Genomic DNA, 25,302 nt, shown 5'->3' with positions numbered 1-25,302 from the left:
CGTCGGGCCTGCCCGATGGGCTTTGTTGGGATATCTGCGTAGGGACACAACAACTCATTACTGCGATGCTCCGACATCCGTATTCTTGACGGTGAAGCGATAGCGTTTCATCCAATCGGCCTGACCCGGGATTTCGACCCGCACATCCGCCGCCCAAACCCCCAAAGCCAATTCATGCCTTAGGGTGAATTGACCGTCAGGCGTGGTCACAAGACGGACCTCATGATCCTGTTGTTCCGCCACCGGACGACGCAAAACAACATGTACTGTTTCGGCTTTTACCGGCGTGCCAGCGGCGTCGGTCAATCGCAGGGTCAGAATACCGTTTTTATAGGTGAATTCATCTGACCACCCCAGGCTGGCTTGCTTTCTCTCGTTGGCCAGATGCTCATTGAAATGCTGGCTGGCGACATAGGAATTTTTAACCACCAACCCGGTCCAACTGTTACTGGCAAAATAAGCCAGGGTCAGATTCACAATGATGGTGACACCGAAGAACACCACCAGCACCCCCAGCATATGCCAACCCGTAAAGTGTCGCGATTTCAGGGTCAGTGTCGTCATTTTATCTGTCTCCTGCTTCAAAGCGTGCTTCATATTCGGCCCGTTCAGACCCGAAGATATCCTGTGCGATGAATTCAAAACCAATTACAGGGTCCGTCAGTAGTTCCGGTTTCACCCGTATATAGACCCGCTGGCTTTTCAATGTGTCTGGTTCAACATCGATATAAAACACATCCACCGTATGACCCGATGTGCCAGGAAGGGACATTTCGGCACCTGGCAATCCTGACAGGGTAACCCGCACAGTGCGGGGTTCCGGCATCATGTTCAGAATTTTCAGGGTATAGCCGTTTCGGATATCCCCATTGGCCAAAGTCACGAATAACGGGTTGCGATCATGCAGAACGTTCATTTCCAACCGGCCCCGATTGGCAACATGATACGACATCGCCAAACCGATCATGGCCCAGACGACGAAATAAGCGATTGTCCTGGGGCGCAGGATAGAGCGGATATTTGTGTGCTTCACAGAATCCGACAAACGCCCATCCGCCTTGCGAACGCGTTCCGGCTGAATGGCATTGTGACCATCGGGCATCGCCATGCGCATATTGTGATTGTAATCCGCCAGCGTTGCATAGGATATCAGGCCCCGTTCCCGACCGACCTTATCCATGACAGAGTTACAGGCATCGATACACAAGGCACAGGTGATGCATTCCAACTGTTGCCCATCGCGAATGTCGATCCCCATCGGACAGACGGCGACACAGGCATTGCAATCAACGCAATCGCCAATTGATTTCCCTTCCTCCGCCGACCGTTTTTGGTGGCGTGACCGGGGTTCACCGCGCCAATTGTTATAGGTGACGGTTAAGGAATGTTCATCCAGCATTGCCCCCTGAATGCGCGGCCAGGGGCACATATAAGTGCAGACCTGTTCCCGCATCAGGCCACCTAAAACATAGGTCGTGGCGGTCAGAATACCGACTGTCATATAGGCGACTTGCGGGGCTTCCCCAGCAAGGAACTCCATTGCCAGGGTCGGTGCATCGGCGAAATAGAAAATCCAGGCACCCCCGGTCGAAACCGCGATCAAAAGCCAGATAGAATGCTTTGTTGCCCGTTTCAGAAGCTTTGAGGCGGATAAGGGTTCTTTATCCAATTTGATGCGCTTGTTGCGATCACCCTCAACAGCGCGTTCGACGACCAGAAACAGATCAACCCAGACGGTCTGGGGACAGGTATAGCCGCACCAGGCGCGCCCGACCGACGATGTCACCAGGAACAACCCGATCCCTGCCATCACCAACATGCCGGCGACGTAGTAAAATTCCTGCGGCCAAATCTCAATGAAGAAGAAGTAAAAACGGCGGTTCGCCAGATCGATCAAAACCGCCTGATCCGGTGCATAATCCCCCCGATCCCAACGCAGCCAGGGGGTTACATAGTAAATTCCCAACGTGATCGCCATGACGAACCACTTAAACCGCCGGAAGGTGCCTTCCGCCCGCTTGGGATGAATTTTCTTGCGGGCGGTGTAAAGCGGCTGTTGCTTGTCGCGCCGATTTACCGGTTCGACATCATGAATAGGCGCAAGTGGTTCACCAGACATACTCATAAAATCATTCACCCCCACCCAGGGAATGAACATAGACGCTGAGCTTCTTGACTGTCACATCGCCCAAACGATCCATCCAGGCGGGCATAACGCCATGCTTAGGCTGTTGGATTTGCGATGCGATGGCATCGGTATCAGAGCCATACAGCCAGACCGCATCGGACAGATTGGGCGCCCCCAAATCCTGGTTTCCCTCTCCGGCTTCTCCATGACAGGCCGCACAGTTATCCGCAAAAAGCGTTACCGCCGCTTCCGCAGAGGCCGCATCATGGTCCTGGCCGGACAAGGATCGAACATAATTCGCCAGATCCCGGATCTCCGCCGCCGACAGAATTCCATCACGACCAAAGGCGGGCATTTCAGACAGGCGCGTGTCCTCGTCCTGATCATAACGAACACCATGGGCGATGGTGGTATAGATCTGATCGACCGATCCTCCCCATAGCCAGGCATCATCATTTAGGTTGGGATAGCCGACAAATCCCTGTGCGCCCGACCCATGACATTGCGAGCAATAGACCTTGAAAGCCGATGCGCCACCCGCAATCGCGAAACGCTCAAGCTCCTCGTTATTCGCAATTTCCGTGACATCAATGGATGCTAATTGTGCAACAAGCTGGCTGTTGGCGTCGGTTGCCGCCTGCAATTCCGCCGCCACTTCTGCACGACTGGAATATCCACTGATACCCTTCGTGGCCTCATTGACCAGAGGAATCGAGGGATAATAAATCGCATAGCCAATTGCAAAAACGATACAGCCATAGAAGGTCCATAACCACCAGCGTGGCAACGGATTGTTCAATTCCTGTATGCCGTCCCAAACATGACCTGTGGTTTCAACGCCACTGATCTCGTCGATATTTTTCTTGTCATCGCCCATCGCTTAATCGTCCTTCAAGGGAATGTTTGCGGCCTCATCTGCCTTCTTCTTGCCGGTTGGCCAGAATGTGTAGGTCAGGATGCCAACGAACAGGACAAACAGGTACACAAGGCCCCAGCTATCCGCGAAATGTCGAAACTCATTGTAATCCATAGCCCTCTCCTTCAGCGGTAGTTCTGGTCGGCCTGGTATGTCGAGAAATCGACCAACGTGCCCAGCATTTGAAGATAGGCAATCAGCGCATCCATCTCCGTAACCCGGTCTGGATTGCCGTCGAAGTCACCGACCACAGCCTTGGGATATCGCGCCTGAACGCCATCCCAGTCGCCATCGGGAGTCGCCTGTGCATACAGGTCTGCCGTGGCATTCTCGATCATCTCCTCGGTATAAGGCACGCCGACCATCTGGTTTGCTTTCAGGCTGTCGGCTGTCAGATCGGATTTCAGATCATTGTCCAACAGGAAGCCATATTTCGGCATCACCGATTCCGGCACGACAGAGCGCGGATCGGTCAAATGCTGAACATGCCAATCATTGGAGTAACGCCCACCAACCCGGGCCAAATCCGGCCCGGTTCGTTTGGAACCCCACTGGAACGGGTGGTCATACATAGATTCCGCCGCCAGTGAGTAATTGCCGTAACGCTCCACCTCGTCCCGGAAAGGGCGGATCATCTGGGAATGGCACAGATAGCACCCTTCCCGGACATAAACGTCGCGTCCTTTCAGTTCCAGGGGAGAGTATGGTCGCACGCCCTCCACTTTCTCGATCGTATTGTCGAGATAGAACAATGGGGCAATTTCAACGATCCCACCCACTGTGACCACCAGAAAGGAGAACACAAGCAACAGAGAAGCGTTGGTTTCCAGTTTTGTATGTTTATCCAGTATAGACATCTCTGGTTTCTCCTATTCCGCTGGCTGCGGCGCGAGGGAAACGAGCGGACGCTCGTCCCGCACCCGGCCACGGATGGTCTGATAGATATTGTAGGCCATGATCAGGGCACCCAGGAGATACAGGCCCCCTCCCAGCACCCGCAGCGCATAGTAGGGATGCATCGCAGCGACTGTTTCTGCGAAGGAATAGACCAGGAAGCCCTGTTCATCATATTCCCGCCACATCAGGCCCTGAGTGATGCCCGAAACCCACATTACAGACGCGTAAACAACGATGCCCAGCGTCGCCAACCAGAAGTGCCAGTTGACCATGCGCAAGGAATACAGCTGTGTGCGGCCCCACAGTCTGGGCACCAGGAAGTACACAGCCGCGAAGGAGATCATGCCGACCCACCCCAAAGCACCTGAATGCACGTGACCAATGGTCCAATCCGTATAGTGGCTTAAAGAGTTGATTGATTTGATCGACATCATCGGCCCCTCAAAGGTCGACATGCCATAGAAAGCCAGCGCCATGACCATCATCCGGATCAGCGGATCGGTACGCACCTTGTCCCAGGCACCAGACAGCGTCATCAGGCCGTTAATCATACCGCCCCAGGACGGCATCCACAGCATGATTGAAAACACCATCCCCAGGGTCTGCGCCCAATCCGGCAGCGCGGTATAATGCAAATGGTGCGGACCGGCCCAGATATACAGGAAGATCAGCGACCAGAAGTGCACGATCGACAAACGATAGGAATAGACCGGGCGACCTGCCTGTTTTGGCATGAAATAATACATCATGCCCAGAAAGCCTGCCGTCAGGAAAAAGCCGACCGCATTGTGACCATACCACCATTGGGTCAGCGCATCCTGCACTCCGGCAAAGGCGGAATAGCTTTTCGATCCCATCAAAGAGACCGGAACCGCCAGATTGTTGACAATATGCAACATCGCCACAGTGACAATGAACGAAAGATAGAACCAGTTGGCGACATAGATATGAGATTCGCGCCGGGTCATGATTGTACCCAGAAAGACCACCAGATAGGCGACCCAGACAACAGTCAGCCACAGATCCACATACCATTCAGGCTCAGCATATTCTTTGGATTGTGTTACCCCCATCACATAACCGGTCGCGGCCAGTACGATGAACAGCTGATAGCCCCAGAACACGAACCAGGCGAGGTCCCCGCCAAACAGCTTTTGGCGCGACGTGCGCTGAACCACCCAGAAACTGGTGCAGATCAGGGCATTCCCACCAAAGGCAAAAATGACAGCGGAGGTGTGCAAGGGGCGCAACCGCCCAAAATTCAGATAAGGTTCAAAATTCAGGTCCGGCCAGGCCAATTGAGCGGCGATGACAATGCCGACCAGAAAGCCAACGATACCCCAGAACAGGGTCGCGATGACACCATAGCGGATCGGCCCATCGATATAGTTAGGCGGTGCATCTTCTGCACCCCGAAGCGGTATTGCCCCCGCATCGGTCGAAACCGACAGAGGCGCACGGTTCAGAAGGAAAAACGCCGAAGCGGTCAGGACAAAAAACAGGATACCGGAATGCGCCCGGAATAAGTCGTCCCGCCCTAACGCCGCCCCGACCAAGGCTAAAACCGCAGCAACGGCTAATGCGATCACGGTTGCAGTATATTTCATATCTCTCACCCTTTTGCGGTAATCAGGCCAACACCGATGCCGACCAGCCCCGCCGCGATAAACTGAGGCTATCCAACATTTCGATTATGCAGCGCCGGAGATGGCGCGACCTTGATCTGGATCAACGTAAAAGAACTTTCTGGCGTTCATTCTGGTCGCTGTTTAGAGAGAAGGTCACTGTATCAAGTGACTGAGAATGCAGGGACAGGGATACCTGAAAGATGTCGCTAACAGACTCAACCGTAATCCAATTGAAACTGGCACAAATAGAGGGGGAAGAGTCCGCCCCGTCTGCCTGTCTGACGGCCATGCGCGTCTATCACGATTTGCTGTTATCGATGTGTGATCGCCTGGAATGCATTGCTGATACCCTGCCGGTTCCGCTGAACACCGCAGAATGTCAGGTCGTCACACAGGATCTTCTGCCATCCATGACGGCATCCCATCACTTCGAAGAAAACAGATTTTTTCGGGACGCTCGCCTTATCCTGAACGGCGGCCGCGCCCTGGACGATGCCATCGCGCGGCTTTGTGAAGAGCACCGGGAGGACCAGTTCTTTGCAGAGGAAATTTGCGAGGAAATGCGCAGTCTGATTACGGGCGGCAATCAGAGGAATGCGGAAGTTACGGGTTATATGCTTCGGGGATTTTTCGGACAAATGCGTCGCCACATCGCATTTGAACGCGACTTCTTATACATTCCCATGACCCAAAAACTGGTCAACCTTTAAGTCAATTGCCAGATATTTCCCGCAAGCGACTTAGATCCGGTATGATTATATGTCGATTGTTTTCGACCCGGATGACGTCTGCTTTACGCATTTTGGTCAATTGACGGCTGACAGTCTCTATCGTCAGCCCCAGAAAATCCGCAATATCTGTGCGTGTCAGGGGCAGATCAAACGTCACCTCGGTGGCGGCGCGTATGTCAATGGTCGGATCAATATGTCGGGCGATCAGATACAGGAAACTGGCCAGCTTCTCTTCCGCAGATTTCCGGCCCAATGTCAGCATCAGGTCCCGCGCCTCGTCCAGTTCTCCCAGGGCCTGACGCAGCAACCGCCGCTCCAACTCAGGTTGTTCCTTCAACATGGCCTCGATGGTATTTTTGGGGAAATAGCACAAAGTAACATTCGATGCCGCTTCGGCACATACCTGGCTTTCAGCATGAAACGGGCGACCTACGAAGTCGGGGGCAAATTGCAGCCCGACGATCTGCTGGCGACCATCGGCCATGGTTTTGCTGAGCTTTACCACTCCATTCAATAGATTTGCGTAGCTTTTCACCGGCTCTTCTTCTGTCACCAGAATAGTTTTGGCCGGGTGCTGCCTGATCGTCGTGTGCCGACTAAGCCGCGTCAGTTCATCAGGAGTCATGGCGCCGCATACACCTTTATGGCGCGCCTCACAGGCCTGACACAGCACTGGCACCGATGAATTATGTATATCCAGGCGTTCTTGATCTGCCATTACACCGCCGCTTTTGTGCTATGAACTCTAACACGAAGCATAATGAAACACCCGCCACAGCTATACAATCCTTGTGATCAGCGACCCCGCTTCAGGGCAAAGGAACAACGCCGACCTGGTGGGACCTTGCATTTCAGGCCTCCAACAGATCGGCGATAAGTCGCTCAGAATCAATCCTTAGTAAACACTGCTGCGGGCAGTAATTGCGTTCTGCAAATTCTCGATCCAACCGTTGTAATTAGTATGAATCGTTGTGCCGTCATATTTCAGATTGGTGCTGTCCTTGTAGTGGATGCTGTAGCGTTCCACATCGAAATTAATGTCGATTACGGCCAAATGTGACCGGATCGGCAAACGGCCCAGAATATGCCCCGGGCCTTGTTCCTGCATCTGCCAACCCAGGCTGGAACCTGCGCTGCTTATCATTTTAGCAGCGGCGTCAAGAGAGGGGGCCGTTGTTGTAAAGGTATCATTTTCAACATTGTAAACGGGGGCCGTTCGGCACGCTGCTAAGGTGCCAGCGAATGCCAGAACCAGTAAAAATCGGATAATGGTACGAGGCATACTTTCCTCCTGTTTTTTTTAATTTGCGAATTTTATCAGTGCGCGTGAACTTGAAATAATTGCCCCTGTCTTACAAGGGGCATTATCCCAAGCGTAACACTCATACCTCTGGCTTCAGGGACCGATACAGCCCATACGGGTTCATACCACGGCGAATCAATGCCCAGGCAACCATCACCACTATCCGGGTGATATCCCGCACCGGCTTAAAGTGGCTAGGGCGAAACACCTCACCGTCATACAGCGCCGGTATTGGTACTGAAATGCTGGGGAAACCCTTATGCGCCGCGGCAATCAGCAATTCGCTTTCGAACACAAATCCGCTGCTGCGCAGCCTGGAAAAATCCATCATGTGCAACAGCGTGATCGGATAGTACCGGAATCCGCTCTGTGAATCCGATATCCGATGGCCTGCGGCCCAGGATATCCAGAAATTCGCGATGCGATTGGCCCGTAGGCGCGATTTAGGGAAATTCTCGGGCTGATGCAGGCGCGATCCGATCACAATCCGATTGCCAGCCACGAACCCTGCTTCTGAAATCTTGCCGATATCCCCCCATTGATGTTGCCCGTCACCATCCAGGGTTACGACGCCCCGGACGCCCAGGGTCATGGCATAGTGAAAACCAGTGATCAAAGCCGCCGCCTTCCCTTGATTTTCTGACAAACGCAGCACGACAACATCCAGTTGTTCCGCAATCAGGGCGGTGTCATCCTGGGATCCATCGTCCACGACAATCACATGCGGCGTCATGCGCCGCGCGCCTGTCGCAACAGCCGCAATTGTTGTGGCTTCGTTATACGCTGGAATAATCACCGCCAGGGCCGAGTTGGGTGCCCACGAGGCTGATTCTAAGGCTAATTCCGTGGCAACGGTCTTAGAGCAACCCATTAAAACCCCTCCCCCTCATCCACTGGGACGGTAGCTGACACAATGTGCAAGTTCAAGTTGATATGCTGGTATCATTCGAATCCAGCATCACGGTGATCTGACCTGACAACAGGCTTCTATGGGGGGCTGAAACAGACTCTTCCTCAATCACGATACGATAGATAAGCGCACCGTTCGACGCCATCAGCCGGATCGCGGAAACCAGCAGGGCACCCTGGTGGTCCGACAGGTATTTGGTATCCACCCGGCAATCCTTAACACTGACCAGATATCCCGCTGCAGATTGGCCCATCAACGCACCATGAACCGCCGCAGCCTGCGCGCCGTATTCTACGCCAGCGATGGCAGGAAGCGTGTCCCTTCTGCGCAATGGATTACCCAAAGAAAGATGGGAAGTCGTGCGGCATTGGACCCCCGTCGCATCCCAGTGCAAAACCTCCTGCAGCAGCACCATCGCCCCGGCATGGGGGATCAGATCCGCGATTGATGTACGGGGAGCATCCATCAGGAAACCTCAACATCCAGAAAATACCCAGATCCCGCTTCCACCACGATACGGGTTGGTGCGATAAATCCTTCCAGCAACGGTATTGCTTTAGCAGGCGGACAATCCTTCCATAAGGTGCGAACATCATCATTGCGGGGCGGGGTAGCGTCCTGCGCCTGACTGTATGTCACCTCCAGGCATGGCCCCAGCCCGGTATCATGATCCGGAGTAAGGACCAGCGCGACACCGAAGGGCGCACCTATCGGGCGCGTCGCATTCAATGGATCTGGAAACGGATAATCAACCGCAACCAGAATAGTGGGTCGTTTGTCCTGCGATACTGTTAACATCGCCTTTAACAATCCCGCACCAAAAGTGTAATCCCCCGCTGCCAGGCTGGTCGATGCCGCATAATTACCAACGCCGATACTCCAATATCCAGCCATCGCATTATGGACTGAGTTGTGGAACTGTGTCGGGGATACAGCTTTTTCAGGGGATGACAGCGCGGTCAGAATAGCATGTGCGACCTGGCCATCGCCCAGGGCACTGGCGAAAACACAATCCATATCCGCCCCGGATAGTCTGGCATCGTCACAAGCGGCCTGTGCAACACTCAGCGCCAGGCGCACCAGGGGGCTGGCCCGGCGGCGTTCATTCGGCGGCAGGACCATCGCCTTGGGCGGCACCAGGGGCTGCGCCTGCCAGCTTTGCGCACCAGACAGGATCGCCCGTGTTTCTGCCCAGGATCCAAAACCAGCGCCCAGTACCGCTATTCCCGCAACCCGCGCTTTCATACTGCCGCCTCCTGGCGACTGAAAATCAGGCTGCAATTGTTCCCACCAAAGCCAAAATTATTCGTCATGACATGGGTCAGCGGCCTTTCCTGACTGACGCGAACAAGGTTGCAACGGGACCGCGCATCGGGCTCTCGCATGTTCAGGTTACCGGGTATAAGACCGGCCTGTAAGCAGATCAGGGCAATCACAGCTTCGGTCCCACCCGCAGCCCCCAATGTGTGGCCAGTCCAGCCCTTAGTCGAACTGCAGGGCACATCCTGACCCAGAACAGCGGCGATGGCGGCATCTTCTATCCTGTCATTTTGGGCACTGCCGGTTCCGTGCATGTTGATGTAGCTGATCTGATCCGGTGCCAATCCCGCCCTGTCCAAAGCTTGTTGCATCGCCAGCCGCGCCCCCAAACCCTCTGGATGCGGCGAGGACATATGATAGGCATCCGAACTTTCCCCGTACCCGCTCAAGACGATATTTGCGCCAGGGCCTGTGCTTTCCTTTTCCAACAGAATGAAGCAAGCGGCCTCCCCAATACAAATACCCTTGCGGGCCCGATCATTCGGGCGGCACGGTTCCGGAGAGAGGAGTTGCAAGGCATTGAACCCCCGCAACGATGTCTCGCACAGGCTGTCGACCCCTCCGACGACGACCGCGTCACACAAACCAGCCGAAATCAACTGCGCCGCATCCACAAATGTCTTTGCACTGGAAGAACAGGCTGTTGAAATCGTGAAATGCGGCCCTTTCAGCGCCAGTCTTTCGCGAACATAATCGCTGAGTGACGCCAATTCGTGGGTGGTACGAAAATTGAAATCCTGAGGCAGGGTGCCATCATCCCGCTTGTTCTGATACGCGGATTCCGCACTGGCGATACCCGATGTGCTGGTCCCCAACAAAACACCGACCCGTGCCGCACCATAGTCCTGTCTGGCACGAGCGACCTGTTCCAGAAAACCTGGTTGCCCCAAAGCCTGTTCCGCAAGCCGGTTGTTGCGACAGTCATACTGCGACAACGCATTGGGCAGCGTGACATCTTCCACCCCATCGACCTGTCCCACAAAGGTATCCAGATCCGGCAGACAACCGTTCAGGCGACGCAATCCCCCCCTATTGTGCCTCAACGCCTGCAGCAACCCACCCACACCTAACCGGATCGCAGTAACGCAGCTATAGGCGGTTACAAAGGGTGATAACGTTCTCACAACTGAATCCTTATTACTCTGCGCAAAGCACGGTCAACAGGTAACTCAAACCAGTGCCCAGGGCCACGGTCATGCCCATTGCGGATAGAACCGGGATGCTGGACGTGGAAAGAATGCCAAAAACTGTCACGGTCGTAATGCAACACAATGTGACAGAACGAAAACCAAAGACCGCCGTTGCTTGGGCGGACTCGGTTCGCGCATGCAGGGCGTCGAGATTGCGATATGCGGGGAAAAACAAGCTGTAATCAACCCCTACACTGGCGATTAACAAAAAAGCCAATATGTGGAACAGATTTAGCGGCACATTAAAAGCCAGCAACAAGGTTGCTGTCAGAACCACCGCCCCAAAAGGCGGCACCGCGACCCGCAAGATCTTCCGTACATTGCGCAACCCGATTATCAGGATCATAAGGCCAATGCCCAGGCCAGCCACTAACAGGGTGACTGCCTGTTCGCGATAATCAGCAATGATTTGACCGGCGACCTGCATCAAATCAATCAGGTCCTGCGTCAAGCGAGGGTCCTGCAATTGAATGGGGGCGGATAGTGCGATGACACCCGCATATCCGCCCGACACAGGCCAGGGCGCCAAAAAGAACGGCCCCAGCGGGCTGTTCGCCAAAGCATCCGCATCTAATGTCTGCATGCTTTTCTGATCAAGCACATCATTGAGGAAAGGACCAAATGTCGCCGTAGAAACAGGCAAGGATCGCGTTGCCGTTTCCAGCCGCGCCATCAGGTCGCGCCGACCCGGCAAGATAGCCTGCCTTGCATGTTGTGCCGCCTGTGTAGGCAGGATCGTCGCGGCTGCAAAATATCGCCCCAACTGACCATTCGCGACGGCCTTATCCAATAGGGGCAGCAATGTCGCCTGACGTTCCAGAACCGATTGTGTATCCGGTCCTTCGATCAGCAGCATCTGCCGTACGTCGGGAAGTTTGAAACTGTGGCGAAGGTCTGCATCCAATTTACGCTCTTCCTGTTGCGCAACATTCAGGCGGGACAGATCCATCTCCCAGATTGGGGTGGTGGATTGCACCGCAAAGCCAACGGCCAGAATGAACAGGACACCAACAGCAATTCGAGCCCTGCTACGCAAATGTGGTCTTAGGCACAGCCAGCGCCAAATCGCCTGCATGTATCCAGGGTCCGGAGAGCACGCGCGATTTCCCACCAGATAAGGCAGGAAAACAAGGCTGCACAACAAGGCCGTAACCACCCCGACAGCGGCCAATGTGCCAATCTGGGCAAGACCGGGGAAGCTGGACCGGGTTAATGCCAAAAGCCCGACTGCCGTGGTTCCGGCCCCGATAATCATTGGGCGTGAAATACGACGTGCAACCGCGCGGGCAGTATCCCCCGGCTGCCGCAACCCCATCAAGTGTATGGGAAAATCAACGGCCACCCCGCTGAGGACTGCCCCAAAGGTCAGGGCGACCCCATGCACCGATCCAAAAAGTGCCTGGGTCACCAAAGCGCCCACCAGGATCCCCAGGCACACAGGCACGCCCGCCAGTAGAACAGGGCCAAGACTGCGGAATGCTGCGAGCAGGATAATCACAACCGCCCCGCCAGCCAGACTGGTCAGCACGGTCATATCCCCTTGAATACGCTGGCTGGCGCGCAGGCCAAACAGACCCGGTCCACTGGCTTCCCAGGTAAGACCTGCCTGTTCCACCGCCTGCCCAATTGCATCCTGGGCCACGGCCTGGGCCGACAAATCCCCAGCCGACGCGTGCAGCCGGGCCAGGATCAGCGCCCGCCCCTCCGCGTCCTGCCAAATTCCCGCCACACGATCTGACCCTTCCTGCCATTGCAGGCCGGATACGACCTGTCGCAAGCGCCCTGTCGGGTCCCTGGGAAAAAGATCCCGGAAGGCCCAGCCGGTAACAGTTGAAAGGCGGTTGATGCTGTCGGTAATGGATTCTTGTAGTCCACGGGTGGAAAAGGCAGATGGCGCAATGTCTGGTCCCAAAAGATATCGATGCGCCAACAGAAAAGCCTGAATATCCGGAGAGAGGAACGGGCGACCATTCTGCACCTGCACAAAGGCCGAATTCTCTCTTAATGCCTTTGTTATCTGGTCGCTGGCCTGCACCAGGTCTTTTGGATTGCTGCCCGTCACCCTGATCATAATAAAACTGCCGGGACGCTGCATCCCGACCGTCAGGGCCTGGGTTTGGGCCGTGCGTTCTGCAGGCAGAAAGAAGGACATATCTGTGACGACACGGACCCAGGATATGGCAAGCAGGGACAGCCCACCCATCACCGCCAGCAGGACGACAAAGGCAACCAACCGGCCCTTGGTAAGATCAGAAATCGGGTTCACGGTACAGAATGCTGCAGCGTCATAATGCTAGTATCCCCGTTTTCCCCCTCAATCTCTATCGTCTCCACAATTCCTTCCGCACCAGCCAGTGTCAGTCCCGGCAGGCTTTTCCGAACAGAATCGTCCAGCGGTACCAAATGCAATTGCCAACCAGAATCAGCACCAGACAGGGTTACATCAAACTGGTTGTCCAAACCGTTCAGATCGCCGGTCAACGTTGCCTTCAGCGCCATCGCCAGGCCTTTAATCAAACCATGATCATTGATATCAAAACGGTGGTGTTCCCCTTCCGCCGTATCAACCTGGACGGTGGTACCGTCAATTACGATACTTTCCTGCATGGGAGAGACAATGTGTTTTTCAATTCGATCGCCCTGACGCAGGACATAGCCTGACAACGTGATCGGCGCATCCAGATAGGAAACCGTCCGTGTTTCCGTAAAAGCCACGCGCCCTTCTGGTGCTTCCGCCAGCGCCTCCCCCAATTGGGTAAGCCCCCAAGCGCCAGGCCAATCCGCATGCAGCGGAGATGCCCCCCCAAAGAACAGGAGCACAAGACATAAAATTTTAAGCCCAAAAATCATAGAAATTGAACCAGTTATAGGGATGGGCACGAACCCAATCTTCCAATGTCCGGACATAGGTATCAACCTCCGTCTGGAAGGCTGTATCACGCTCGCCCGGGCCTGATATATTCCCTTCCGACAAAAGTCTGAATTTTACCTGATAGCGATTGCCACCCAGATAAACGCCGGCGAACATGACAACCGGCGCCTTAGAAACAGCTGCCAGAATCCAGGGAGACACGGGGAAATCAGCCGACTGTCCCAGGAATGGCACCGCGCGGGTCTTACCCTCCATTACAACACGATCCCCTAAAACACCGATCCAGTCACCCTGTTTCAAACATTCATTCACCCGAAGCATGCTGCCGGATTGACCCAATGGGATGATCATTTCTTTCAGATGCGGATTCAACGTATGAAGAATTGCCGAAATCCTGCTTTCCGCGCCGACATGCATCAAAACCTTCAGTTTGAATTCGGGGCGACCGATGGCTAGGGCGCGCATGGCATCGAAACTGCCGAAATGTGCGCCCACCAGCACGGCACCGCGACCCTGCATACGCACCGCATCCAAGGCTTCAAGCCCCTGATACTCAACCTGTAAGAGGTCTGACCTGTCTGTCAGGAAGTAAACCCGATCCAGGATTGTTGAGGCAAAGCATAAAAAATGGCGATAGCTGTCCCCGATGCGCGCAGGCCGATCCAGCGCATGGTTCAGAAACGCCTGTGACTGCCTGCGCTGTCGCGGTGCACAAATCAGGAAATACAGCGCAATCGGATGCAATAATAGCCGCGTCGGTCCGCGCCCCACAGTAACCGCCAACCACGCGATGAAACGGATCAGAAACGGGCTGCCCCTTTCCTTACGATACAACCAGTCTTGTATCTTGGCGTTGCGCCCAAACGCGGTCATTGTTGCGCCGCCGCAAGCTTGGCAGTCATAATTTTTCGCACGCCAACCCGACATGTCACTGTAATCTGATTTTGTCCACGAACCACTGTTACATCACAGGGTTCCCCCCCTTTCAGGGTTGAGTAGAAACGAACCGACTGCACCATGCAGGGCACCTCAAAGTTGATCAGATTCAACATGTAATCCAAGGTTACGACACCCGGCACAATCGGATTACCCGGAAAATGTCCGGGCAAGGCGGGATGATCGACTGGAACTGAAAACCGCATACTGGATCTATCTTCTATCAGGCCCTTTAAGGCCTGTGCCTGCACTTTACCCAGACTTGTCCTGGGAATCTGGTCTGTAAAAATGATCCGCCGGGGTACAAAAGCACTGGGTATTTCCCGGCGCAAGGCATGTTGAATATCATGGGCAGACAGGGTCGGCGCAACAACAACCGCAATCGGGCGCGCTGGCGATCCGGGACTTTCCTCTTTGCCCATCGCAAAAACCCCATCCTTCACGCCTGGCAAGGCCGATAGAATAGCGCTTAATCCCGACATGGACGCACGTTTACCCGCGACCTTGATCATGTCCTGTCCCCGCCCCAGCACCTCAAACCCGCCTTGGGTTAATCGCAGGTGATCTTGCAGGGGCACTGGCGTTTTAAAATGGGGTGCATCGACCAAGGCTTCGGATCCCGAGTCTGCCAGGGTCACAACTGTATCGGCACGCACTGTGTAGGATGTTTTCTGGGCGGTATGTCTGGTTGCGATCATGCCTGTTTCAGTGCTGCCAAAGACCTCTATCACCTGTGCGCCACAGGCTGCCTCTGCGGCAATTGCCAATTCTGGAGCCAGTGAGGCTGTCGCCGTCACAATCCGATAAATCTCTGGCAGGGCAACCTTTTGCTCTATTAAGGCCCGTAAATGAAGAGGTGTTGTGATTAGAACACGGCGATTGGTGACAGAATTCAACACCCGCACGATATCTGCCGGATAGAATGGGCGTTCCTCCAGGATCGTCACCCAGGGGCACCCCAAAGGCAGCAATACGGTGGATTCCAGACCAAACATATGTTGACCGGGAACTGTTGAAATCAGCGTTGTGTGGCACGCATCGGGTACGATGGCATCGCGCCAGGCTGCCATTGCCGCCAGGATAAAATTACGACCGTGACAATGCGCAACCGGTCGTCCCGTTGTGCCCGACGTGTACAATATGACCGACGCATCATCGCGCCAAATGATATCAGGTGCGAATTGTGGTGAATCCAAAGACTCCATATCGACGATAACGGGCGCAAATTCGCGATAGTCTGTTTCATTTGGCGCAGATAAAACCGTGGCGCCCGGGTTATCGGCTATTACCATGCGCACCGCCGATGCAGCCTCATCATTTGGCAGGATCACAGCGCGCCCGACCTGTTGTGCAGCGATCAGGCCCACCATCAAATCCCCGACCCGACGAAACAGAGGAATGACTGGACCCGGTGGCAGAGCGTCAATAACCCGCGCCAGGGCATGGGATCGCCGGGCGATGTCATCCCGACTGATCGGGACACCGTCTCTCAGCACGATTGGATGTATGGTCACTGTGCGATCCAGGTATCAGGACGAAGCAGCGTGCGCAGCGTGTGATAGGGGGTATTCTTGCCCAGATGGTGATAGGCGATACCCCGATAGGCATGCTCCAACAAAAAGATACTGGCGGAAAAAACCGGCATTGCGATATTGACTGTCCAGGACCAGACAGGAAGCGGGGCGAACAGTCCTAACAACAGGGACACAACCGTCATGATTGTCAGCATGACGGTCCATATAACAGTCAGTCGCCGCGTATAAGTTTCCAATTCCGGTGGAAGTGTACCGCGGCTCAAGCGACTGAACCGGCGGATCAAGGGTTCGCGTCCGGGCAACAAGCTGCTGCCGAACATCCACGCCAACCAGCCATGGATCAGAACCGGCGGCAGAGCGACGATATTGGCCCAATCCTTCTGACCTTGCAGGATGATACTCTGAAGGACCAACAAGACCATTATGATCCCGATCAGAATGAAAAGTATCCGCCGATCAAACCCAGCCCGGTAGGATAGAAACAAATGTAAAGCCACTGCCACGGTCAGACACGATAAGGCATAAATACCATTGCCAGTTACGATACAGATATGAACACCAACGATCGTCAAAACTGGGATGGCAATCCTCAGAATCGTGGGGCCCATGGCATTTATTCTCCCCGACGGGTCTCGATCGCTGCTGTTAAGGATCGCAAGGACCCAAACAAGACGTCAATATCCGGATCATCTGATCGGATCATGCAATCGTAACGCTCTGATATTTCCAGGGACAATTCTAACGCATCGACAGAATCCAGACCCAGACCGTCCCCAAAAAGCGGATCGTCCAAACCGATATCGTCTGCAGCAACATCTTCCAGATGCAAGGCCGTGACAATCAGTTCTGCAATCTCATGCTGAAATGGCGTTTTTTCCGACACAATTTCCCACCCATTTTTTCCACTTTATAACGTTATCTGGCGCGTCACTGAAAGTACTAATATTTTCAAGAAGCTAAAAACCACTGAGAAAGCCAATCATAAGGAAAATCATTCCCGTATGTTGCCGACGCTGACTATAGTGTTATGGGACTTAAGTATGATACAGTTCCTGACCAAGCAAGACGCGAAAATTCGAAAAACGGTTCATAGACTCTTGGCAGCGCGCGCCCCGTCCAATCCAACGCCTACACCCATTTCTCCAGCCACGTCTGTATCCTCAGACGGGGCCAGCCCGGCGGCATCAGATACGCCCCCTGAGAAATCAGCACAACCCCGCCATAAATCCATGGGCCCGGACGGCCTGGCGATGCTGTTGATCTCCAGTGTCGTCATTTTCCTGACAGTCGGGCTCAGTCTTCTGGTGTGTTTGATCCATGTCTTGCGAAAAGCCTGGCTGGCTTCAAGCAACCTCACGCCTACCCTGCAAGCGGACCGATCCCTGATTGTTGTACTGGGGGTGTGTCTGAACGCGGATGGCAGTCTGCCGGATGATTACATCTTAAGGCTGCGCCGCGCAATAACGCTTAACATCCTGCCCATCCTGATCCTAGGGGGGGCGACTCGCGGGCCACATTTTCCGACCGAATCGCAAGCCGGACGTGATTGGTTGCTGGCCCAGCATCTGGCCGGCGACACCATTCTTTGCGAAGATGGGTCCCGCAGCACTCTGGAAAACCTGACCTATCTTCGATCTGCGCTCGCCCCCGGAACTGACCGTCCCGTGATGATAACCAATCGCTATCACATAGCGCGTCTACAGATCATGGCGCGCGGACTGGGCCTGAACTATCCATTATGTGCCGCAGAGGACGAAATCCCCTGGTCCCTGTCGCAATGCGGGAAGCTGTTACTGGAAGCGGCCTATATCCATTGGTATTATACAGGTTATTGGATAGCCCGCCTGCTGCGCCATAAGGGCATGCTGGCAAGAATCAGCTAACGGTATGTTCCACCTTATCCAACCGTGCGCGATGTGCTTTTTGCTGACGCCAGAAGAACAAGCTGGCGACATGATACACCAGTCGAAACACCAGCAATTGCGGCCATATTCGGGTGCGACCATACACATCCCCTGACAGAACGGATATCACCGCCCGACGCAATTGGAACCGTCGCGTTGGATTTAAAAACAGATGGCGCAAAGCCGGATCGGTAAAGCGATAGATAAACCATGAAAACGCCCGCAACCCCTTTCTCACGCGCCTTTCATAGCGCCGCCGATGGCGCAGGGCGGCCTGTGGCTGGGTCAGAATACCCTCCACGGCCTCTGCCGCATACTCGGCACCCTGCATCGCCAGATAGACGCCGCTGGAAAACACCGGGTCTATGAAAGCATAGGCATCCCCGACAAGCAGAAATCGTTCCCCCGTCATTTCAGTCGATTGGTATGAGAAATTGCCGGTCCCGCGCATCTCTCCCAAAAGCTGGGCATTTTCCAGCCGTTGCGCCACGCCCTGAGTGTTGCTGACCGTTTGCCAGAACAAGTTTTGTAAATCCCCATCTCGCTGCTTCAGATATCCGGGATCAGACACCATCCCAACACTGGTGCAACCATCCTGCAGCGGGATCAGCCAGAACCAGCCCTGATCGAACCAATAAATGCTGATATTCCCGGCTTCTTCACCCTCTCGGCGCACCACGTTTGAAAAATGGCCAAACACAGCCGCGCTCTTATGGCGCTTGTTGCGTCGTTTCAGATCCAATCTCTGGCTCAGAAAAGTATCACGGCCCGATGCATCGACGACAAACCGGGCCGTTATCTGCCGTGCTGTGCCATCTGTGCCCAGGATTGACGCTGTAACAGGGTCCGCGTCCAATTCAATGCCCGTTACCCTGGTTTCCTGCACCACCTGAACGCCCCGTTCAGAGGCATTGTCCAACAGCATTTCGTCAAATTCAGCGCGCCGAACCTGAAAAGCAGAAGGTTCATCCGGGGCCATGGCTTCGGAAAAATCATAGACGACGTGGCTTTCCGCCTCATTGCCAGAGAAATCCGCCCCATGCTTGGTCACACCGATGTGACGCAGGCGGTTTTCAACCCCCAACCGCCGCAAAATAGGCAAATTGCGTGGCAACAGGGATTCCCCGATGTGAAATCTGGGGTGACGGTCCTTTTCCACCAGCAAGACTGAAAAACCACGTTCAACCAATAATGTGGATACAGTCGATCCTGCAGGTCCGCCCCCTATCACCAGCACATCGCATGAAAGCGTCATTTCACAGCCTTATGAAACTATCAGGAAATCAGCCAGCACCGCCGACCCGACCAACACCCTACACGGCGACACTTTAACAGCACAAGACTGCCGCCGTGGCGCACCATTGTTTCCTGAAAGCAACCATCGCTGTGAAAGACTATGCGCATTTGAGGAGCAGTGATTGTGGCAATTCTGTCGTTACATTGGGTATAAGCGCTGTTCTGCCCTCAATCCAAGGTACGATATCTTCTGCTAACAAGGGTTTGGCGAACAGATAGCCTTGCATCTCATCAATTCCGAGTTCGCATATTGTCTGTGCCTGGCGATCATTCTCGATTCCTTCAGCAACAGTTTTCAACCCCAATTGCTGCCCAAGATCCTTGACCGACTTTAAGATGGAATAATCCTTTGCTTTATCAGGCGCATGCGTCACGAAGGATCGGTCAATTTTGATACAATCGACATCCAGTGACTGAAGATAGCTCATAGAGGCGAATCCGGTTCCAAAATCATCAATAGACAAGTGCAGCCCTAGAGATTTCAGGCCTGCAATTTTATCCTGAACTAAATCATAGTCATGTAGATCCAGGCCTTCTGTGATCTCCAACTCTAACTTGTTGGGATCAATGCCGCTGCGCGAAATGGTGTTGCGAACCATGCCAACCAGCCCCGGGTCAGAAAACAGGACCGGTGATATATTCACGGACATCGCAACATCCATTGAATGCTGATACTGCCAGTCAGTCCAGGTTTGGCAGGCCTTGCGTAAAACCCATTGGGTCAATTCCCGGATCGACGACCCTTGTTCGGCAACAGGAATAAACTCCATTGGCGAAATGGGGCCATGTTCCGGGTGGTTCCAACGAATCAACGCCTCTAAACCGTGTAATACACCAGAACCAGACAGGACGCGCGGCTGATATCGAACAGTGAAGTCGCGATCAAAATCGGCCTTATCCAGTTCGGTCAGGATCCATTTCTGATCCAACTCATTCTTAGACATGCCCAACTGGCTTGAAACAGTGCGCGTATATTCCGTGACGCTTTCATTCAAACAATCGAAGAACTCTTTGCGAGAAAATGGCTTGTTTAAGAAGCGAAACACGGCAGCCCGATTAATCGACGCAGACAAGATTTCCTGATCCGCATATCCTGACATGATCACCCGCGTGGTCATGGGGGCCACAGATCGCGCCATTTCCAGAAATTCTATTCCAGACATGCCGCGCATGCTCACATCGCTGACGACAACCGCATATGGCCCATCCGCCGTCAGCATGTGAAGGCCTTCCTGACCGCTATTTGCGATGTCTACTTCAAAATTTTGTCCGGCAATGCGTTTTATCCCTTCAAGAATAAAGGCATCGTCGTCAACAATCAGCACCCTTGTCATCACGTTTCATCCTGCTGGTAAATTCATGGCTTCTTGTGTCATGTTAGCGTGGCTGCCTCTATCCGCATTTGAGGGCAATTTTTCCGATAACAGAGCGAAACAATCGGACTTTGGATGGGTGCTTATGAGTGTATTACCAAGTATCGCCTTCGTAGATGATGAACCAAAAATTCTGTCTGGTATTCGCAGAGGTTTAAAAAAACAGCGCCCGAACTGGGATTTAGCATTCTTTGAGAACCCCATTGAAGCGCTACAGAATTTCAAGGCAAAGCCACCCCGGGTAGTGGTTGTTGATATTCGCATGCCCCAAATGAATGGGCTGGATTTAGCGCGCGAGATTAACAAAAGCTGTCCTGGTACATTGTGTATCGTATTATCCGGATCTACCGATTTCGATATTGCCATCGCGTCCATCAACGACGGCAATGTCTTCAGGTATTATGTAAAGCCCTGCAGCCTGGACATTCTAATCGATGGCATTGAAGAGGCATTATCAACGCGCCGCCGGCGTGCTGACGACCAACCCAACACAGCCAGGATGGCTGGTTCAAAAATGGTCGACAGCCTGTCCGCAGGCGCTTTGGATTTGATTCGATATGGTGTACTGGTCGCGGATTCGGACGGACATGCCCTGTTCACCAATGCCAAGGCTGGTCGTATGCTTACAGAGCACGTCGGACTGTCTTTGGATGCAAACGGATTCTGCCGGGCTGCGAATACGAAAGAAACCGAACGGCTGCACCTAGCAATTGCCAAGGCAAGCAATCTTTCGGAAATGACGGCCCTGACGGTGCTATCCCCGGACGGAAAACCCTTGCGGGTGACTGTTCAGCCCTATGAAGCAGAAAGTACCACCAATAATCGATTGGTCTGCTTATTCTTGTTTTCAGACGATCAAGTGACCAGACCCAACCCAAAGTTACTGATGGATATGTTTTCGTTGACGGTATCTGAATCTCGTCTTGCAGCCGCATTGGCTGGAGGGATGTCATTGGAAGATGCCGCCCAGGAATGCGGACTCACACGCGCCTCTGCACGCACTTACTTAAAGAACATTTTTTCAAAACTGGATGTTACGCGTCAATCAGAACTGGTCCGGACAATATTGATTTCATTGGCTAATTCAACAAGCGATAATTCATGAAGACCTATTTCTTCTAGATAGGCCTTATCAAGACCGGGCATCCTTGTGTCATTTTGCGCCGGGTCGCCTTCTGCCACCGCATCAGACTCTATCGCATCGCCAGAGCATGCCAATGCCTGCGCTAGGTGGACCGCAGCCAGACAGCCCTTTTCATGCTGTCGGGCAGCAGTTGGGTTATGATGGAAAGCAACAGCTTCTACCACCGAGTTTGAGAAACCCCAAAGTCCAATCAGATAGGCCCCTAAAGCAGCATGTCCTGCCCCAAAAACCTCTGTTTCAATGTCATTAATTGATTTTTGCTGCTTTTCTGTCTGGATTTGAATCTGCTTAAAATCGACCTGGCGGTTAAGCCGAAGCACCACTGTTCCAATATGACATAACAGCCCCGCTGTTGCTGCATCTTCAACGACCTCCGAACTGCAGCCCATTTTTTCTGCTATCTGGCGCGCCATGCTGGCAATCTTTAAAGATCGCTGGGCCAAAGCCTGGCTTTCCTTAACCAAAGCTGGATCCATATCAGCCCGTAGATAGAACTCGCTGAGCGTGACCAGGGCGCGGATCGTCTCAAATCCTAATAATTCTACAGCATCCCGACATTTTGTAACTCGATAGGGTATGGCAAAGAACGACGAGTTGACGAGACGCAACACAAGCGTTGCCAGGCCTAAATCATTGTCAAGAACGCTGCCAACCGACTTGGCTGATGCAATCGGATGATCCAGTTCACGGATAAGCTGAAAGTATCGTTCAGACGGTATCGGGAGGATGGCAAGTTTTCCGACCAACTGACGCAGTGCATGAATGGGCAGCAAATCCCTGAGTGCCAGCGACGCTTCGATGGCCTTAATCAGGGTTTCAGAATCGCAGGGTTTTGGCAGAAACTGATGCGCGCTTGCCAGTCCGTCCAGCATTGCATCCTTTTCCGCAAATCCCGACAAAATTATGCGAATACTTTCTGGATATGCCTTCGCGGTCGCTGCCAGGACTTTAGCGCCATCAACATCGGGCATACGCATATCACAAACCAAAACATCGATGGCGCCCTTTTCAAGCCTGTTTAGGGCCTGTCTCCCACCTTCTGCAAACTCCATAGACCAGATATTCCTTTGGCCACGCGTCGCACGACGAAGCCCCTGAAGAATATTAGGCTCATCATCTACTATTAAGATAACAGGCTTATGATCCGTATCCATCGAAAACATCGATCTTTAGTTTGTCCCGTGTGCCTTTCTGGCAAAAGGTTTTCTATCGCGCTATCCCTAAATGAGGACATGATGTGTTACGGCGAAAAATATATTTTCGCTAAAGTTGTCCCTATTTGAGGATATTACTTCTGAGCAGCACGCGTCATTTACAGGCCACACAAACATTAGGAGACGACCATGAAACAAAACTCCCTATATGGACTGATCGCCGCAACGCTGTTGCTTATTGCATCCGTCGGGGTTCAAGTCAGCCATGCGAAAGACCAGCTTCCAGCCCCAACGGGCAAGCAAGTTCTGGAAGTGACCGGAATGATCGATGCGACGACGGACGGTACCAGCGCCTATTTTGATATTGATCAGTTGATGGCACTGGGACCCAAACAGATTACGACGGCAACCCCATGGACCTCTGGCACAGTTAACTTTGTCGGGATTCCAGTGAAAGCCTTGCTGGATGCAGTAAAAGCCTCTGGTGAGACATTATCCGTCACCGCACTTAATGACTATACAGCATCCATGCCAATTGATGTTCTCACCGACGCGAATGCCATTCTGGCTTATGAAATGGATGGTCAGCGTCTCAAGATCCGGGACAAGGGCCCCTTGTGGGTCATTTTTCCCTTTGATGATGACGCAAAGTATCGAACCGACGCTTATCTGGCCTATGCCGTCTGGCAGGTTAAGCTTGTAAAGGTACAGTGAACCATGAATCCCGGACGCACCTTCAGTTCACCCATGCGAATTGGTTTGATCGGCGGCGGAATTGCCCTCGCCATTGTCTATCTGGTCTTTACCACTTGGTTTAGACAACAGATTGAAGAAGAAGCGATCGAATTCAGGGAAAATTTGCTGTGGGCTGTGTTTCAAGTTCAGAAGGAGTTGATCTCAACTCTTCGGTTATCTGAAGGTGCGACCAGGGACAATAATGTTTCAGCAGACGATTTGTTGCTGAATTACGAGATTTTGGTCAGTCGGATAAAACTGGTCCAACATGGCGATGGCTTTGAAGACTTACGCTTGCTCAACGACTTCTCTAACACACTGGACAAACTGGAAAACAGTGTCGTAGTGATCGATCAGCAGATCGAAAAAGTCGGGAGTAATCCCCAGGCCATTGCGACCATATTACATCAGAATTTACAGCCATTTGAGGAGTTACTGCAAAGTAACAGCCTGCAGGCAATCAATTTCACCACAGTCAGAAACACGACCCGCAATGCTGATATCGCAAGAATGCTGAACTGGCTGCAGTTTCTGTTTGTTGTGAATATGCTTCTGATCGGTGGTGCGATATTCCTTGCCTTCCGGCAGACCCTACGGGCCTATCAGTCTGCTTTTAAGGTGGAAGAACAAGCCCTTGCGCGTCGTTTCGCGGAAGAAACGGCTGAACGCAGTAAACTTGAGGCTTTAGGGTCACTGGCGGGTGGTGTGGCACATGAAATTAACACACCGGCACAATTTGTTACCACGAATCTGGAATTCCTAAACGACGCCTGCGACGAACTCTTAACTGAAGATGCCAGCAAAATCTCCGCTGATGATTTGGACTATCTTCGAAAGGAAATCCCGCTGGCGATCCAGCAATCCCAGGAGGGCATGATCCGCATTCGGGATATCGTTAAAGCCATCAAACACTTTGCGCACCCGGAACAGGGCAAGAAATCTCTGATCTCAATTGAAGACGAAATCCGCAACGCCGTGCTTCTGACCAGCAATCAGACCAAAGCCAAAGTCACTGTGGAAACCAGCATTCAGGAAAACCTTCCCCCGGTGTTGGGCAGGGGAATCGCATATGGCAGATTTGCCATAGGCGGCGAACAGGATTCTAAGGAGGTTTTCCATTTGCGGAGGACCTCATGGAGCAGTTTGAAGACACGTTTGGGGATTTGCCGGACCCGCGCGCGGGGAATGTGCGTCATGATCTTTTGGAGATCGTTTTCATCGCCTTGGCAGCGACCTTGTGCGGCGCACAGACCTGCGTCGAGATGGCGTTGTTCGCGCGGTCCAAGGAGCGTTTTCTGCGTGAGATTGTAGAGATGCCGCACGGACCGGC

27 protein-coding genes are annotated in these 25,302 nt (G+C 53.3%); 5 read left to right on the top strand and 22 right to left on the bottom strand.

Going from position 1 to position 25,302, the window contains the following annotated elements:
- Nucleotides 1–57: 57 nt before the first annotated feature.
- From ACOSDR_RS00135 to ccoN, 6 genes are read right to left on the bottom strand one after another with little or no spacing between them, the layout of a single operon-like run.
- A complete protein-coding gene (locus ACOSDR_RS00135) occupies nucleotides 58–564 on the bottom strand; it encodes a FixH family protein (protein WP_420730001.1) in 507 nt (168 codons plus the stop codon).
- Between the two features lies 1 nt (nucleotide 565).
- On the bottom strand, nucleotides 566–2,119 hold the full coding sequence (gene ccoG / locus ACOSDR_RS00130) for a cytochrome c oxidase accessory protein CcoG (RefSeq protein ID WP_420722882.1): 1,554 nt from the start codon (nucleotides 2,117–2,119) through the stop codon (nucleotides 566–568).
- Nucleotides 2,120–2,129: 10 nt separating this feature from the next.
- Entirely contained in the window at nucleotides 2,130–3,005 is an 876-nt protein-coding gene (ccoP, locus tag ACOSDR_RS00125; protein WP_420730000.1) for a cytochrome-c oxidase, cbb3-type subunit III, read from the bottom strand.
- Nucleotides 3,006–3,008: 3 nt separating this feature from the next.
- Nucleotides 3,009–3,158 (bottom strand): cbb3-type cytochrome oxidase subunit 3, encoded by a 150-nt coding sequence (locus ACOSDR_RS00120; RefSeq protein WP_420722880.1) that lies wholly within the window; start codon nucleotides 3,156–3,158, stop codon nucleotides 3,009–3,011.
- Between the two features lie 11 nt (nucleotides 3,159–3,169).
- Nucleotides 3,170–3,901 carry a cytochrome-c oxidase, cbb3-type subunit II gene (ccoO, locus tag ACOSDR_RS00115; RefSeq protein ID WP_420722879.1) on the bottom strand — a complete coding sequence of 244 codons (732 nt, stop codon included), beginning with the start codon at nucleotides 3,899–3,901 and terminating at the stop codon, nucleotides 3,170–3,172.
- Between the two features lie 12 nt (nucleotides 3,902–3,913).
- Nucleotides 3,914–5,548 (bottom strand): cytochrome-c oxidase, cbb3-type subunit I, encoded by a 1,635-nt coding sequence (gene ccoN, locus ACOSDR_RS00110; RefSeq protein ID WP_420722878.1) that lies wholly within the window; start codon nucleotides 5,546–5,548, stop codon nucleotides 3,914–3,916.
- 221 nt (nucleotides 5,549–5,769) lie between these two features.
- Between ccoN and ACOSDR_RS00105 the strand changes: the two genes are divergently transcribed.
- Nucleotides 5,770–6,279, top strand: a complete 510-nt coding sequence (locus ACOSDR_RS00105) for a hemerythrin domain-containing protein (protein ID WP_420722877.1) — start codon at nucleotides 5,770–5,772, stop codon at nucleotides 6,277–6,279.
- 1 nt (nucleotide 6,280) lies between these two features.
- Here ACOSDR_RS00105 and ACOSDR_RS00100 read toward each other — a convergent pair whose 3' ends face one another.
- The 12 genes from ACOSDR_RS00100 to ACOSDR_RS00045 all read right to left on the bottom strand — a co-directional run bounded on the left by ACOSDR_RS00100 (nucleotide 6,281) and on the right by ACOSDR_RS00045 (nucleotide 17,249).
- On the bottom strand, nucleotides 6,281–7,018 hold the full coding sequence (locus ACOSDR_RS00100; protein ID WP_420722876.1) for a Crp/Fnr family transcriptional regulator: 738 nt from the start codon (nucleotides 7,016–7,018) through the stop codon (nucleotides 6,281–6,283).
- 177 nt (nucleotides 7,019–7,195) lie between these two features.
- The gene (locus ACOSDR_RS00095; RefSeq protein WP_420722875.1) at nucleotides 7,196–7,582 is read right to left on the bottom strand and encodes a hypothetical protein; all 387 of its coding nucleotides are present in this window, start codon (nucleotides 7,580–7,582) and stop codon (nucleotides 7,196–7,198) included.
- Nucleotides 7,583–7,682: 100 nt separating this feature from the next.
- On the bottom strand, nucleotides 7,683–8,474 hold the full coding sequence (locus ACOSDR_RS00090; RefSeq protein ID WP_420722874.1) for a glycosyltransferase family 2 protein: 792 nt from the start codon (nucleotides 8,472–8,474) through the stop codon (nucleotides 7,683–7,685).
- A gap of 52 nt (nucleotides 8,475–8,526) precedes the next feature.
- Nucleotides 8,527–8,979 carry a hypothetical protein gene (locus ACOSDR_RS00085; protein ID WP_420722873.1) on the bottom strand — a complete coding sequence of 151 codons (453 nt, stop codon included), beginning with the start codon at nucleotides 8,977–8,979 and terminating at the stop codon, nucleotides 8,527–8,529.
- Entirely contained in the window at nucleotides 8,979–9,758 is a 780-nt protein-coding gene (locus ACOSDR_RS00080) for a beta-ketoacyl synthase chain length factor (RefSeq protein WP_420722872.1), read from the bottom strand. Before ACOSDR_RS00080 ends, ACOSDR_RS00085 begins: the two co-directional genes overlap by 1 nt.
- Nucleotides 9,755–10,957: a beta-ketoacyl-[acyl-carrier-protein] synthase family protein gene (locus ACOSDR_RS00075; protein ID WP_420722871.1), complete on the bottom strand. Its 1,203-nt coding sequence runs from the start codon at nucleotides 10,955–10,957 to the stop codon at nucleotides 9,755–9,757. Before ACOSDR_RS00075 ends, ACOSDR_RS00080 begins: the two co-directional genes overlap by 4 nt.
- A 13-nt stretch (nucleotides 10,958–10,970) precedes the next feature.
- Nucleotides 10,971–13,289, bottom strand: a complete 2,319-nt coding sequence (locus ACOSDR_RS00070; protein WP_420722870.1) for an MMPL family transporter — start codon at nucleotides 13,287–13,289, stop codon at nucleotides 10,971–10,973.
- Entirely contained in the window at nucleotides 13,286–13,873 is a 588-nt protein-coding gene (locus ACOSDR_RS00065; RefSeq protein ID WP_420722869.1) for a LolA-related protein, read from the bottom strand. Before ACOSDR_RS00065 ends, ACOSDR_RS00070 begins: the two co-directional genes overlap by 4 nt.
- A complete protein-coding gene (locus ACOSDR_RS00060) occupies nucleotides 13,857–14,768 on the bottom strand; it encodes a hypothetical protein (RefSeq protein WP_420722868.1) in 912 nt (303 codons plus the stop codon). The genes ACOSDR_RS00065 and ACOSDR_RS00060 overlap by 17 nt, the downstream gene beginning before the upstream one ends.
- Entirely contained in the window at nucleotides 14,765–16,345 is a 1,581-nt protein-coding gene (locus ACOSDR_RS00055) for an AMP-binding protein (protein WP_420729999.1), read from the bottom strand. Before ACOSDR_RS00055 ends, ACOSDR_RS00060 begins: the two co-directional genes overlap by 4 nt.
- On the bottom strand, nucleotides 16,342–16,974 hold the full coding sequence (locus ACOSDR_RS00050; RefSeq protein WP_420722866.1) for a hypothetical protein: 633 nt from the start codon (nucleotides 16,972–16,974) through the stop codon (nucleotides 16,342–16,344). The genes ACOSDR_RS00055 and ACOSDR_RS00050 overlap by 4 nt, the downstream gene beginning before the upstream one ends.
- A 5-nt stretch (nucleotides 16,975–16,979) precedes the next feature.
- Nucleotides 16,980–17,249 carry a phosphopantetheine-binding protein gene (locus ACOSDR_RS00045; protein ID WP_420722865.1) on the bottom strand — a complete coding sequence of 90 codons (270 nt, stop codon included), beginning with the start codon at nucleotides 17,247–17,249 and terminating at the stop codon, nucleotides 16,980–16,982.
- Between the two features lie 157 nt (nucleotides 17,250–17,406).
- Here ACOSDR_RS00045 and ACOSDR_RS00040 point away from each other — a divergent pair, with 157 nt between their 5' ends.
- Nucleotides 17,407–18,249: a YdcF family protein gene (locus ACOSDR_RS00040; protein WP_420729998.1), complete on the top strand. Its 843-nt coding sequence runs from the start codon at nucleotides 17,407–17,409 to the stop codon at nucleotides 18,247–18,249.
- Here the strand turns inward: ACOSDR_RS00040 and ACOSDR_RS00035 are convergent.
- Together ACOSDR_RS00035 and ACOSDR_RS00030 are read right to left on the bottom strand one after the other, a co-directional pair.
- Nucleotides 18,242–19,525 carry an NAD(P)/FAD-dependent oxidoreductase gene (locus ACOSDR_RS00035; RefSeq protein WP_420722863.1) on the bottom strand — a complete coding sequence of 428 codons (1,284 nt, stop codon included), beginning with the start codon at nucleotides 19,523–19,525 and terminating at the stop codon, nucleotides 18,242–18,244. The genes ACOSDR_RS00040 and ACOSDR_RS00035 overlap by 8 nt on opposite strands.
- A 139-nt stretch (nucleotides 19,526–19,664) precedes the next feature.
- A complete protein-coding gene (locus tag ACOSDR_RS00030; protein WP_420722862.1) occupies nucleotides 19,665–20,900 on the bottom strand; it encodes an EAL domain-containing protein in 1,236 nt (411 codons plus the stop codon).
- 124 nt (nucleotides 20,901–21,024) lie between these two features.
- On the opposite strand from ACOSDR_RS00030, the gene ACOSDR_RS00025 reads away from it, so the two are divergent.
- The gene (locus ACOSDR_RS00025; RefSeq protein ID WP_420729997.1) at nucleotides 21,025–22,044 is read left to right on the top strand and encodes a DNA-binding response regulator; all 1,020 of its coding nucleotides are present in this window, start codon (nucleotides 21,025–21,027) and stop codon (nucleotides 22,042–22,044) included.
- Here the strand turns inward: ACOSDR_RS00025 and ACOSDR_RS00020 are convergent.
- Nucleotides 21,981–23,237 (bottom strand): HDOD domain-containing protein, encoded by a 1,257-nt coding sequence (locus ACOSDR_RS00020; RefSeq protein WP_420722860.1) that lies wholly within the window; start codon nucleotides 23,235–23,237, stop codon nucleotides 21,981–21,983. The two genes, ACOSDR_RS00025 and ACOSDR_RS00020, sit on opposite strands and share 64 nt — an antisense overlap.
- 189 nt (nucleotides 23,238–23,426) lie before the next feature.
- Between ACOSDR_RS00020 and ACOSDR_RS00015 the strand changes: the two genes are divergently transcribed.
- Nucleotides 23,427–23,951: a molybdopterin-dependent oxidoreductase gene (locus ACOSDR_RS00015; protein ID WP_420729996.1), complete on the top strand. Its 525-nt coding sequence runs from the start codon at nucleotides 23,427–23,429 to the stop codon at nucleotides 23,949–23,951.
- Between the two features lie 969 nt (nucleotides 23,952–24,920).
- On the opposite strand, the gene ACOSDR_RS00010 is transcribed toward ACOSDR_RS00015, so the two are convergent.
- Entirely contained in the window at nucleotides 24,921–25,091 is a 171-nt protein-coding gene (locus tag ACOSDR_RS00010; RefSeq protein ID WP_420729995.1) for a hypothetical protein, read from the bottom strand.
- Between the two features lie 14 nt (nucleotides 25,092–25,105).
- On the opposite strand from ACOSDR_RS00010, the gene ACOSDR_RS00005 reads away from it, so the two are divergent.
- Nucleotides 25,106–25,302, top strand: a 197-nt coding sequence (locus ACOSDR_RS00005) for a transposase family protein (protein WP_420729994.1), incomplete at its 3' end; no start/stop codon positions are given.

Source organism: Hwanghaeella sp. 1Z406, from assembly GCF_048892425.1.
Classification (GTDB): domain Bacteria; phylum Pseudomonadota; class Alphaproteobacteria; order UBA8366; family Aestuariispiraceae; genus Pacificispira.
Note: the sequence above shows the minus strand (reverse complement) of the source record. Positions and strands in the feature narration are given on the sequence as shown.